At 45.5% G+C, this 13026-nt stretch carries 11 protein-coding genes; 10 read left to right on the top strand and 1 reads right to left on the bottom strand.

The genetic code is table 11. The annotated features are described in order from the left end of the window. Positions 1 to 20 precede the first annotated feature (20 nt). From pyrB to pyrE, 6 genes are all read left to right on the top strand, one after another. A complete protein-coding gene (gene pyrB / locus D0T18_RS03200) occupies positions 21 to 1256 on the top strand; it encodes an aspartate carbamoyltransferase (RefSeq protein WP_116440466.1) in 1236 nt (411 codons plus the stop codon). 55 nt (positions 1257 to 1311) lie between these two features. Continuing rightward, complete coding sequence (locus D0T18_RS03195; protein ID WP_116440465.1) at positions 1312 to 2724, top strand: dihydroorotase; 1413 nt, start codon at positions 1312 to 1314, stop codon at positions 2722 to 2724. 34 nt (positions 2725 to 2758) lie between these two features. Beyond that, the gene (gene pyrF / locus D0T18_RS03190) at positions 2759 to 3802 is read left to right on the top strand and encodes an orotidine-5'-phosphate decarboxylase (RefSeq protein ID WP_012914270.1); all 1044 of its coding nucleotides are present in this window, start codon (positions 2759 to 2761) and stop codon (positions 3800 to 3802) included. Positions 3803 to 3896: 94 nt separating this feature from the next. Beyond that, positions 3897 to 4793 (top strand): dihydroorotate dehydrogenase electron transfer subunit, encoded by an 897-nt coding sequence (locus tag D0T18_RS03185; protein ID WP_102703163.1) that lies wholly within the window; start codon positions 3897 to 3899, stop codon positions 4791 to 4793. A 5-nt stretch (positions 4794 to 4798) separates the two neighbouring features. Beyond that, entirely contained in the window at positions 4799 to 5800 is a 1002-nt protein-coding gene (locus D0T18_RS03180; protein WP_116440464.1) for a dihydroorotate dehydrogenase, read from the top strand. Between the two features lie 96 nt (positions 5801 to 5896). After that, positions 5897 to 6589, top strand: a complete 693-nt coding sequence (pyrE, locus tag D0T18_RS03175) for an orotate phosphoribosyltransferase (RefSeq protein ID WP_116440463.1) — start codon at positions 5897 to 5899, stop codon at positions 6587 to 6589. Here the strand turns inward: pyrE and D0T18_RS03170 are convergent. After that, on the bottom strand, positions 6565 to 6954 hold the full coding sequence (locus D0T18_RS03170; RefSeq protein WP_116440462.1) for a YccF domain-containing protein: 390 nt from the start codon (positions 6952 to 6954) through the stop codon (positions 6565 to 6567). The genes pyrE and D0T18_RS03170 overlap by 25 nt on opposite strands. A gap of 129 nt (positions 6955 to 7083) precedes the next feature. Between D0T18_RS03170 and efp the strand changes: the two genes are divergently transcribed. From efp to carB, 4 genes are all read left to right on the top strand, one after another. Continuing rightward, positions 7084 to 7647, top strand: coding sequence for an elongation factor P (efp, locus tag D0T18_RS03165; protein WP_116440461.1), 564 nt, complete (start codon positions 7084 to 7086; stop codon positions 7645 to 7647). 168 nt (positions 7648 to 7815) lie between these two features. Beyond that, positions 7816 to 8298, top strand: coding sequence for a transcription antitermination factor NusB (gene nusB / locus D0T18_RS03160; RefSeq protein ID WP_004106395.1), 483 nt, complete (start codon positions 7816 to 7818; stop codon positions 8296 to 8298). Between the two features lie 86 nt (positions 8299 to 8384). Then, positions 8385 to 9596: a glutamine-hydrolyzing carbamoyl-phosphate synthase small subunit gene (carA, locus tag D0T18_RS03155; RefSeq protein WP_116440460.1), complete on the top strand. Its 1212-nt coding sequence runs from the start codon at positions 8385 to 8387 to the stop codon at positions 9594 to 9596. A gap of 32 nt (positions 9597 to 9628) precedes the next feature. Next, positions 9629 to 13024 carry a carbamoyl-phosphate synthase large subunit gene (carB, locus tag D0T18_RS03150; protein WP_116440459.1) on the top strand — a complete coding sequence of 1132 codons (3396 nt, stop codon included), beginning with the start codon at positions 9629 to 9631 and terminating at the stop codon, positions 13022 to 13024. Positions 13025 to 13026: the final 2 nt, after the last annotated feature.

Genomic DNA, 13026 nt, shown 5'->3' with positions numbered 1-13026 from the left:
GAAGGTGAGCGGTACTTATTATGACGAACGCAATTTCTAGTTCTTTACATCAAACTTTTTCTCGTAGCACAATTGCAAATTCTCTAGCGGGCAAAAGTGTTGTTACATTAGACGATATTTCAACTGCGCAAATACGAATGCTTTTAGACAAAGCGCGATACATTGATTCGCACCGTAAAGAAGTGGCTCACACTTGCGATGGCAGAGTGTTGGCCACTCTTTTTTATGAGCCGAGCACGCGCACTCGCTTAAGCTTCGAAACAGCAATGCTGCGTTTAGGCGGAAAAGTAATCGGTTTTGCAGGTGCGCAACTTTCTAGCGCAAGCAAAGGTGAAACTGTAAACGATACTTTGAAAGTCGTGTCTAACTATGTTGATGTTGTTGCAATGCGTCACCCAAAGGAGGGTGCTGCTTTTGTTGCAACGCAAGCTGTGAACACTCCTATTATTAACGCTGGCGACGGCGGTCACATGCACCCAACTCAAACTCTTGCAGACTTGGCAACGATTCTTGCGCGATTTGGTCGCCTTAATAATCTCACTGTCGGCTTATGCGGCGACTTAACTTATGGTCGTACAGTTCACTCGCTTATTGAAACTTTGTGCCGCTTTGGAAACGTTCATTTTGTGCTGATTAGCCCGGATGAGCTTAAAACTCCGCAGTACGTAATCGACCGCATTAATGACACTCCTTCGTGCACTTACGAAGAAACTCGCGACTTGATGGAAGTTATTGGCAAGCTTGACGTGCTTTACATGACTCGCGTGCAAGAAGAGCGTTTTACGGATCGCGAGCAATACTTGCGACTTCGTGACACGTACATTTTGACTGAAGAAAAATTGCAAAAAGCAAAGTCGCATATGCCTGTGCTGCATCCGCTTCCTCGAATTAACGAGATTGCTCTTGACGTTGATGATGATCCTCGCGCAGCATACTTTGAGCAGGTTAAAAACGGTATGCTTATGCGTATGGCTTTGGAAAGTTCCGTTCTTGGAGACGAGCTTTGCGGCTACGAGCCAACTGATTTTGTAAACGTGCCAGAAGACGAATTGCGAGCAGTTGACGCACACGGAATTTCTTTGGCGGATCCTCGCGTGCACGTAACGGACGTGAATGTGCCTGAAGATCTTACTTGCCCGAATCCTCGTTGCATAACAAACAGCGAACTAACTCTTAAACGCAAGTTCTACAAAGCTGATTCCGTAAGGCACGAGTATCGCTGCATGTATTGCGACGAAGAAGCAGAAACTAAATAAAAAATTTAATAATATTATTATATAACTGTAAAAATTACGCAAAACCAGGAGTGAAATGAACGAATCAGGCACCTTAACTTTGCGCAATATCTCTGTGTGGGATACTGGCGAACGTATTGATCTTATTGTTGATGGCGTTCGTCAGGATGCCCTTATAGAGCAGAATGCGCGCGTTACTGGCGACATTGACGCAAGCGATTGGGTTGTTGCTCCTGGTTTTGCAGATCCGCATGTACATTTTAGAGATCCAGGTCAAACAGCAAAAGAAACAATGATGACAGGCAGTGAGGCTGCTGCGGCTGGCGGTTATACGCAAGTTTTGATTATGCCAAATACTGTTCCTGCGGTAGACGGTGAGCCTTGGGAAGATGCTCCATTTGATGTAGAAAATGTAGTTGACTATTTGCAGCGTTATGGTTGCATTTACGGCGTAAAATTGCCAGTTCGCTACGATTTGAGCGTGTGCGCATCATTGGGGCGTAAAGGCTTAAAACCAAGCAATATTGAGCTTTGGAAAAAGTATGTTGCTGGAATCGACGACGACGAAAAAACTTCTCCTATGAAAAAGCACCCGATTACTGCTATAAGCGACGACGGTGCTGCAGTACCTGAACCGATTTTGCGAGATGTGTTAGCTATGGCAAAACAAACTGGTTTGCCATTCGTGGAGCATTGTGAGCATCATGATACGGGAGCTGTGAACGAGGGTCCGATTGCAAAAATGCTTGGTGTTGGTGGAATTCCAGCTTCTACTGAGCTTGCAATTGTTCAGCGAGATATTGATGCTTCCCGAGAAACTGGCGTACATGTGCATTTCCAGCATGTGAGCACTGCTGCTGCGTTTGAAGCTATTCGTAAGGCAAAGAAAGAGGGTTTGCCGATTACTTGCGAAACTGCGCCTCACTATTTAGCTTTGTGTGATGAGGATGTTTTGCGATATGGTGCTATGGCTAAGATGAATCCTCCTCTTCGTTCAAAAGCGGACAGGCAAGCAACGCTCGCTGCTATTGCGGATGGCACAATTGACATGATTGCAACAGATCACGCGCCTCACACTGCGGAAGAAAAGTCAGGAGATTTTGCAAGCACTCCTAACGGAATTATTGGGCTTGAGTGCGCGTATGGTGTGTGCCACAAAGTGCTTGTTGATGCAGGATATACGGACGATAAGCATTTAATCGAATTGATGGCAGTAAATCCAATGCAATTGATGAGCAGAAGACCTACTGATATTGCGGCTTTGCTTAACGTTTCTTCGCGATGCGCAAACAAGCGAACGCTGCGTTTAAGTATTACTGAGCACCCTGAAAACGTTGATTTAGTGCTGATTAATATGCGCGAAAATTGGGCGGTTGACGCAAATTCGTTCCATTCAAAAGCTCGAAACACTCCTTTTGATGGATGGCAACTTACAGGCAGACCTGTTGCGACGATTATTGGTTCAGAAATTGCTTTCTCGAGAATGTGATTGATTAAATATAAATTTGGAATGGTAGTAAATTATGGACGAACTTATTGAAGCGATTGCAGCCAAGCAAAATCCTAGTGTTGTGGGCTTGGACCCTAAGCCAGGTATTGTACCAGCCGAAATTATTAGCTCTCTTGCGGACGAAGTTTTGCAAGAAGTAGAAGGCGAGGATGCGCTGCCAACGCTTTTAGCTACAGCTTATTTTGAGTTTAATCGCGCTATTATCGACGCGGTTGCAGATTTTGTGCCGGCTGTAAAGCCGCAAATTGCGATGTACGAAGCACTAGGTTCCGCTGGAATGGACACGTACGCAATGACTTGCGAATACGCAAAATCGCAAGGATTAGTTGTAATAGGTGACGCAAAGCGCGGAGATATTGGCTCTACAGCTGGTCAGTATGCTGCTCATTTAAGCGGTTTCGCTAATCTTTCTTCATATTTTGAAGACGAAAATGCTACTGGTAACGCGCTTCCTCAATCTCTTAAAAATCTTCTAAAAAGCTCTAAAAATCTTGACGTTTGGCATGAAGATTCGCTTACAGTAAACCCTTATATGGGTTCGGATGGCGTGAAGCCTTTTATCGATGAAGCGGTAGCGCACGATAAAAGCATTTTTGTGCTGCTTCGCACTTCGAATCCTTCTAGCAAAGAGCTGCAGGAGCTTATTTTGCAAGATGGCAAGCCAGTGTATGAGCATATGGCTGATTTGATTGAGAACTGGGGTGCTTCAAGCATTGGTAAGCACGGTTATTCAAGAGTTGGTGCAGTTGTAGGTGCCACGCATCCGCAGGAGGGCAAGCATTTGCGCGAGATTATGCCGCACACTTTCTTCTTGGTTCCAGGCTATGGTGCTCAAGGCGGTACTGCTCAAGATGTTGCTGGAATGTTTGATGCAAATTCTGAAGGTGCTATTGTCAATTCTTCGCGCGGTATTATTGGTGCTTGGAAAAAGTCTGAAGATTACGCTAAAAATCAAGGGCACATGTCTCTCGATGACATTCTTGATATTGTGCGTGATTCTGCAGCTGTTGCTGCGAAAAATATGCGTGACGACTTGAGAAATGCAGTGTATCGCTAGAATGTATAACTAAAATAAATATAACTAAAAATATAATTAAAATTAAAAATAAAACGCAACGGTACAAAACACATACAAGGGTAGGGGAAACCACATGAGTGATGGCATGTTTATTCCAACGCGAAAAGCCTCTGGAAACGCCATAATTACGTTACGTGAAGACGCTTTTGATTCTTCCGGCTCAAGTTCTGCAGACGAAAGCAATAATGCAAAATATTCGCGCCTTTGGGGGCGTAGAGCTGTAGAAGTACTCAATAATGAGAAGCTAGACGAAGGCGTGTACCGTTTGACTTTGCGAGATTCTGAGATTGCTAAAAAAGCTGCTCCTGCGCAATTTGTGAACTTGTATTCCCCTGATCCAACTGCTATGCTTCCGCGTCCTTTTGGAGTTGCAAGCGTAGAAGGCGATACTTTTACTTTGATTTTTGCTGTGATTGGCAAAGGCACTGCTAAGTTTGCTGAGCTTAAGCCAGGAGATAGCATTGACGCTCTTGGACCTTTAGGACTTGGCTTTAATATTTCCAAACCTGCACATTATCTGTTGGTCAGTGGCGGCTTGGGCGTGCCACCTATTTTGTGTGCTGCTCAAACGCTTTCAAAGCGTGAAGATTCTAGCGTAACGGCAGTGCTTGGCTACCGTAACAAGCGTTTTGCGGATGATTTAATGAAAGAATATATTTCAGACGTACACAGTATTACAAATGCTGAAGGAACTGTTATTACACTTCTTGACGAACTTGAAGAAAGTCAGCATCTTAATTTTGGAGACGATTTGCCAACGGTTATTTTGTCTTGCGGACCTTTGCCTATGATGAAAGCTGTAGCTCACTGGGCGCATGAAAGAAATATTGAGTGCCAGCTCAGTTTAGAAGCGCGTATGGGCTGCGGATACGGAACTTGCGTTGCTTGCGTTGTTGACACTTTGGAAGGCAGGCTGAAAGTTTGCAACGACGGTCCTGTTTTTGATGCGAATCGTTTGGGTTGGGAGTAAAAAATATGAGTGCTGTAAATAATGCCGAAAATAATTCTGTAAATAACGCAAATTCTGCAACAAATTCCGCTGAAACTTTTGGCTTTGACACAAGCCACGTGTGGAAGTATCCAACTCAAGTTGCAGGCGTTAAGTGGAAAAACATGGTTGGTACAGCTTCTGGAACTTTCCAGCTTGCAGCTTGCCGACGCTTTTACGACGTAAGCCAACTCGGCGCAATTTGTACAAAAGGCGTTTCACCTGTTCCGTGGGAAGGAAATCCTTCTCCGCGCACTGCAGAGTCTCCTTCTGGAATGGTAAACGCAGTTGGATTGCAAAATCCTGGCGTTGACCACTACTTAGTAGACGAGCTTCCGAAACTAAAGAAAATGGGAGCGCTTGTTATTACTAATGTTGCAGGGCACAGTGACGACGATTATGCGCAAGTTGTTGAAAAGCTTGCAGATTCTGCTGCAGACATGCTTGAAATTAACGTAAGCTGCCCAAACGTAACTCACGGCGGAATGAGCGTTGGCACGGATCCGGTGGCGCTTCACCGCTTAATTAAGCATCTTCGCGCAATGACAGATAAGCCAATGATTGTAAAAATGACGCCAAATGTGACGGATATTGTTTCGATTTGCAAAGCTGCTGTTGACGCTGGTGCGGATGCTCTTAGCATGATTAACACGCTTGTTGGTTTGCGAATTGATATTCGAACCGGCGAGCCGATTATTGCAAACCGTACGGGCGGCGTTTCCGGCCCTGCAATCTTCCCGATTGGACTTGGATTTGTGTGGAGAGTTCGTCAAGCTATGCCAGATATTCCAATTATTGGCATTGGCGGCATTGATTCCGGCGAAAAAGCTTTGGAATACTTGTATGCTGGCGCTAATGCTGTAGAAGTTGGTGCTGCCGCTTTGGTGGATCCTACTGCTCCTATTCGCATTGCTCGCGAGCTTGATGATTTGCTTGATTCTCGTCCAAAGCTTGCGTCTTTACTTGCCGAAGGAAAGACTTGGCGCTGAAATTAAGTATTTAAAAGGTATTTAAAAAGTATTTAGAAAATATTTAAGAAATTATTTAGAAAGTATTTAAAAATATTTTAAGAAAGAGAGCTAATTATGGCAGAATTAGACGAACGTTTTACAAAGTTTTTGCTTGATTCAGGCGCGCTTAAATTTGGTGACTTTACACTGAAATCTGGTCGTCAATCACCTTATTTTATTAATGCTGGCGCTTTTGACGACGGCATGAAAATCGCGAGCTTAGGCGCGTACTATGCTCAGCGCGTTGTTGCAGCAATCGAAGACGGCAAACTTCCGCAAGATATCGACACTGTTTTCGGTCCTGCTTATAAGGGCATTCCGCTGGCAGTTTCTACGGCAATGGCTTTGACGAATAATCACAATATGCCTGTTGGTTTTACTTTCGACCGCAAAGAGCGAAAGGACCACGGCGACGGCGGAATTATGGTTGGAAAACCGTTAAAAGACGGCATGAAAGTTCTGCTTGTTGACGACGTAATGACTGCTGGAACTGCAGTTCGCGAAACTTTGCCGAAGCTTAAAGCGGAAGCAAATGTGCAAGTTGTTGGCTTGATTTTGGCAGTAGACAGAATGGAATGCACGAAAGACAGTGAACTTTCTGCAGTAAAAGCAGTAGAGCAGGAGTTTGGTTTCCCAGTTTTGCCAATTGCAAATGTGCGCGAAATTTTCGCTGCAGCAGAGCGTTTAGTTAATGCTGACGGTAAGCCAGTTATGGATGAGGAATTAGCTTCGCGCGCTGCAGATTACTTGCGTACGTATGGTGCGTAACTATCTTCTACAATTTCGGAACCAAACGGCCACAACGCAAGTTTTGCCATTTTGAAAGATTGTATGCCAAATGGAATGCCAACAATTGTGCAGCAGCAAATGAATCCTGAAATGATATAGCCTAATGCAAGCATTGGTCCAATGAAAAATACAATCCATAGTATGTTCCAAATTGTGCTAGTGCCGCCTCGGTAAATAACATGTTTTCCAAATGGCGTGAGCGTGAGCTTTGCCATTTTGAATGCTTGAATACCGAATGGTATGCCAATAACGGTTATGCAAAGAAGGAAACTTATAAGTAACCAGCTTGCAGCAATGAAAAGACCGCCGAATATCAGCCACACAATATTGCCAAGAAGTTTCATATTATTAAGTATATAATTTCGCTGCTATCGGTACACGAATGCATAAGTTGACACTTTGTGGCATAATAAGCAAGGTTTATTTCTTAGCTGCTTAATTTGCAGCCTATTAGCGAAAGAAACGGGTAACTCGTGGCACAGACTACCAATGATATTAAGAATGGATCGGTTTTGAACCTTGACGGTCAGCTTTGGACCGTCGTTAAGTTCCAGCACGTGAAGCCAGGCAAGGGTCCTGCTTTTGTGCGTACCACCATTAAGAACGTGCTCTCGGGCAAGATTGTCGACAAGACTTTTAATGCCGGCATGAAGATGGAGTTCGAGACCGTTGATAACCGCACGTTGCAATATTCATACGAAGATGGCGACAACTTCGTCTTTATGGATATGACCACTTACGACCAGGTTTATATTCCTAAGGCTTTGGTTGGCGAGCAGAGCAAGTATTTGCTTGAAGGCACCGACTGCATCGTAAGCTTCCATGACGGCACTCCTTTGAGCGTTGAGCTTCCAGCTTCAGTGATTTTGACTGTTACTCACACTGAGCCAGGCTTGCAAGGCAATCGTTCTAACGCTGGTACTAAGCCTGCAACCGTGGAAACCGGTGCTGAAATCCAGGTTCCGCTCTTCGTGGGTGAAGGCGAAAAGGTGAAGGTCGACACTCGTGACGGCTCTTACCTTGGTCGTGAAAACTAAAGAATTAATTATCTAATTAAAACAATTAGTTATCTAATTAAATTAGCTATTTATTTCTCAATAATTTTTTATAGTGTGACCCGGTGGCGATTATTCGTTGCTGGGTCGCGTAATTTTTGATACAACTTTATTAAGTAATTTTTATACGTTACACAGAAGGGCGTTACGATGGCACGTTCTACCGCTCGTAAAAGAGCTTTGAATACGCTGTATGAGGCGGATGAGAAGAATCAGCATATTCTTTCTTTGCTTGAGGAGCGAGTTAAGGAGCCTGGCGCTCAAACTCCGCTCCCAGAGTACGCTATTGAGATTGTTCGAGGCGTAGGAGAGCGACGTAACAGAATTGACAAGACACTAAACCGCTATTCGACTGGCTGGAAAGTTGGCAGAATGGCTGTTATTGATCGCAATATTTTGCGCATTGCGGTGTGGGAAATGCTTCTTAATGATGAGATTCCAGATAAAGTTGCTATTGACGAGGCTATTGCGCTCGCAAAAATGTATAGCGATGACGAAGCTATTGCGTTTATTCATGGCTTACTAAGCGCGATTATGGCAGATAAAGACGCTTGCTTGGCAAAGTTTAACGGCGAATCTTCTCCTGAAGACGCTGCTACGGAAGAGTCTACGGAAGAAGCTGCTGCCGAGTAAGAAGCAATAACTATCGCCGGCGCGTCGCCCGTCCGCCAACCTGAGTAAACTTGCCACGAATATCCTAAAGCCATAAGGGGGTTAAGGTGGATTACAACGACACCTTTGCCGGATTCGGCAGTGATGATGCAGTATTGGTGTTGGAGGATGGTCAGGTTTACGTTGGTAAGCCTTTCGGTGCGCAAGGTTCTACGCGCGCTGAGATTGTGTTCTCCACGGGCATGACTGGTTATCAAGAAACATTAACTGATCCAAGTTATGATCAACAAATCGTAGTTCAAACATTCCCACATATAGGTAATACGGGAATGAATCACGAAGATTCAGAATCTGCCCACATTTGGGTTGCAGGTTACGTAGTTAAGGAGCCAAGCCCAGTAGTTAGCAATTGGCGAGCTGAAGGTTCCTTGGAAGACGATTTACAAAAGCAAGGTATCGTTGGCATTAGTGGTATTGATACTCGAAAGCTGGTACGTCATTTACGCTCGGTAGGCGTTATGCGTGCCGGCATTTTTTCTAATAAGGCCCTGGTTGATCCGTCAACCGGGGCTTTTCGTACCGTCGCTTCTTTCGTTGACGAAATTAAGCAAACTCCTCAAATGCAAGGTTTGCGTTTAACGGATGAAGTCAGTACTAAAGAGACATACACGATTGAGCCTTGCGGTGATTTTGAAGAAAAAGATCCACTTTACACGGTTGTAGCAGTTGACTTTGGTATTAAATCTATGACTCCTCACCGTTTGGCTGAACGCGGCTGCTGTGTGCACGTTGTAAGCTCCTCAATAAGCTTCGAATCGCTGCAAGCTCTTAACGCAGACGGCGTATTCTTCTCGAATGGTCCTGGAGATCCTGGCCAAGCAAATCGCGAAGTTGATCTTTTGCGTAAAGTTTTGGATGCAGGTTACCCGTTCTTTGGTATCTGCTTTGGAAACCAGTTACTTGGTCGCGCGCTCGGCTTTGGAACTTACAAGTTGAAGTTTGGTCACCGTGGTATTAATCAGCCTGTAAAAGACGTTACAACCGGAAAAGTGGAAGTTACGGCTCACAATCACGGCTTTGCTGTGGACGCACCTCTTGATGGCCCTGTTCAATCTCCTTACGAAAACGGCCACTTTGGTCGCGTAATGGTGTCGCATATTGACTTGAATGACAATGTTGTAGAAGGCTTACAATGCCTTGATATTCCAGCGTTCTCAGTGCAATATCATCCGGAAGCTGCAGCAGGCCCGCACGATGCTTCCTATCTATTTGACCGTTTTGTGCAATTGATGCGCGAAAACACTCGAAAAAGCAAGTAAGATTTTAAGATTTACGGAAAGAGAAGTTTACTATGCCAAAACGTACTGATATTAAGTCGGTTATGGTAATTGGTTCCGGCCCGATTGTTATTGGTCAGGCTGCAGAGTTTGATTATTCCGGAACGCAGGCTTGCCGAGTTCTTCGCGAAGAAGGCATTCGCGTAATTTTGGTCAACTCTAACCCGGCTACGATTATGACCGACCCGGAACTTGCGGACGCAACATATATTGAGCCAATTGACACTTCGATTTTGGAGCGAATTATTGCAAAGGAGCGTCCGGATGCGCTTCTTCCAACGCTTGGTGGTCAAACTGCACTTAATGCTGCAATGGATTTGGGTCGTGCAGGAATCCTAGAAAAATATAACGTTGAGCTTATTGGCGCTTCTTTGGAAGCAATCGACCGCGGCGAAGACCGAGAGCTTTTCAAAAAAGTCGTTGAAAAAGCCGGAGCTGAGTCAGCAAAATCCTTTATTGCTCACTCGATTGAAGAAGTAGACAAAATTGTTGAAACTTTAGGATACCCGGTAGTAGTACGTCCAAGCTTCACAATGGGCGGCTTGGGCTCTGGTATTGCTCATAACGAAGAAGAGCTTCACCGCATTGCAGGAGCCGGCATTCACTATTCTCCAACAAACGAAGTGCTTATTGAAGAAGGCATTGAAGGCTGGAAAGAGTTTGAGCTTGAACTTATGCGCGACGCAAAAGATAACGTCGTAGTTGTTTGCCCAATCGAAAACGTCGATCCTGTAGGCGTGCACACTGGCGACTCGATTACAGTAGCTCCTTGCTTTACGCTTACAGACCGCGAGTATCAGAAGATGCGCGATATTGGTATCGCTATTATTCGAGGCGTTGGCGTTGACACCGGTGGTTGCAATATTCAGTTCGCAATCAACCCTCAAACTGGTCGCATTATCGTCATCGAAATGAACCCGCGTGTGTCTCGTTCTTCCGCGCTCGCATCTAAAGCAACTGGCTTCCCAATCGCAAAAATCGCAACGAAACTTGCTCTCGGCTACACTTTGGATGAAATTCAAAACGATATTACGCGTTCAACTCCTGCAAGCTTCGAGCCAACAATCGACTATGTTGTAACGAAGATTCCGCGCTTTGCTTTCGAAAAGTTCCCAGGAGCAGACACCACGCTTACAACTTCTATGAAGTCAGTTGGCGAAGCAATGGCTTTGGCTGGAAACTTCCAGGAATCCCTTGGAAAAGCAATGCGCTCAATCGACAAGCGTCACGCGTGCTTTAGCTGGGATGGCGAGCGTCCAAGCGAGGAAGAAGTTAATAAGCTTCTTGAAGAAATGCACACTCCAACGGAGCACCGCTACTTGCAAATTCAGCGCGCGCTTTGGGGTGGAGCTACGCCGGAGCAGATTTTTGCAGCAACAAAAATCGACCCTTGGTTTGTAGAGCAGCTGGCTCAAATTAACGAAACTGCGCTCGCGGTTCGTGAAGCTGAAACTTTAACTCCTAAAGTTTTGAAGCGTGCTAAGCTTGCTGGTCTTTCGGACGTGCAGATTGCGCATTTGCGTAATCTTGGCGACGAAGGCGAAAACATGGTTCGTGAGCTTCGTTGGGCTTACGGTTTGCGCCCTGTTTACAAGACTGTTGACACTTGCGCAGCTGAGTTCGACGCAGCAACTCCGTACTACTATTCTTGCTACGCTGACGAAAGCGAGTTGAAGAAGCGCGATCGCGAAGCTGTGATTATCCTTGGCTCTGGTCCAAACAGAATCGGCCAGGGTATTGAGTTTGATTACACTTGCGTTCACGCTGTTCAGGAATTGGGCAAGGATTACGACACCATTATGGTTAATTGCAATCCTGAAACAGTTTCTACAGATTACGACATGTCTGACCGCCTTTACTTTGAGCCTCTTACTTTCGAAGATGTGCTTGAAATTTACGAAGCAGAAAAGAAGCTTGGACCTGTTAAGGGCGTGATTGTGCAGCTTGGTGGTCAAACGCCACTTTCGCTTGCTGCTCGTCTTAAAGCTGCAGGAGTTCCAATTTTGGGAACGACTCCTGAGGCTATTGATTTGGCTGAAAATCGTGAGCTTTTCGGCGAGGTTCTTCGTCAAGAAGGCATGAACGCTCCCCGATACGGCACAGCTTTGAGTCTTGAGGAAGCAAAAGATGCAGCTCACGCAATCGGCTACCCGGTTCTTGTGCGCCCAAGCTACGTGCTCGGCGGTCGCGGAATGGAGATTGTATACGACGACGCTCAGCTTGCAAAGTATGTTGATCGCGCATTGGATGAGGCTCGAGCAGACACGGTTGTTTCTGGCAGATTGCCTTCGCCGCTTTTGATTGATAAGTTCCTTCAGGACGCTATTGAAATCGATGTTGACGCGCTTTACGACGGCAACGAGCTTTATATTGGCGGCATTATGGAGCATGTTGAAGAAGCTGGTGTGCACTCTGGTGACGCTGCTTGTACTCTTCCTCCAAGCACGCTTTCGGACGATCAAATCCGCCGCCTTCGCGAGGGTACGCTTTCGATTGCGCGCGGCTGCTCAGTTCGCGGTCTGATTAACGTGCAGTACGCTTTTATGGCAAACACTTTGTATGTAATTGAAGCAAATCCTCGAGCGTCTCGTACTGTTCCGTTTGCTTCTAAAGCTACTGGTGTTGCTCTTGCTAAAGCTGCTGCTCGAATTATGGCTGGTGAAACAATTGCACAGCAGCGCAAGCGTGGACTTCTTCTTCCGCAAGGCGATGGTGGTGATATTCATCCAGGTCAGCAAGTTGCTATTAAAGCTTCTGTGCTGCCGTTCAAGCGTTTCCGCACTCCTGTTGGTCGTACGGTTGATATTTTGCTCGGACCAGAAATGCGTTCTACCGGCGAAGTTATGGGCTTCGATCGTGACTTCCCACATGCTTTTGCTAAGAGCCAGCTTGCAGCATACAAGGGTGGTTTGCCTACCAGCGGCAACGTGTTTGTGTCTGTAAGTGATGCAGATAAGCGTCAACTTCCGCTTCTTGCAGTGCGATTAGTGGAGCTTGGTTTTACGATTTGGGCTACTGAAGGTACAGCTTCTGTGCTTCGTCGTTATGGTATTGATTCCGTGATTGTCGATAAGCTTTCTAGTCAGGGCGACACGGCGAAGGATATGCCAAATAGTGAGAAAGCGCATGAAAGAATCGGTAAGAATGTTGTAGAGCTTATCGAAAATGGTAAGATTGATATGGTATTGAATACGCCGAATTCAAGGGGATCGCGCACTGATGGTTATGCCATTCGTGCAGCAGCTGTAGCAGCTGATCTTCCGCAATTCACTACTATTACCGAATTCGCACCAGTATTAATGGCTATTGAAGCTGTTAAGAACAACGATTATCAGGTGATGAGCATACAAGAACATGCTCAGCAGTTGTTTGCAATTGAACAGGCAGAAAGTCAAGAAAGTCGGGCTTAATA

Source organism: Gardnerella swidsinskii, assembly GCF_003397705.1.
Lineage (GTDB): Bacteria > Actinomycetota > Actinomycetes > Actinomycetales > Bifidobacteriaceae > Bifidobacterium > Bifidobacterium swidsinskii.
This window is presented reverse-complemented; position numbering and strand designations above follow the sequence as displayed.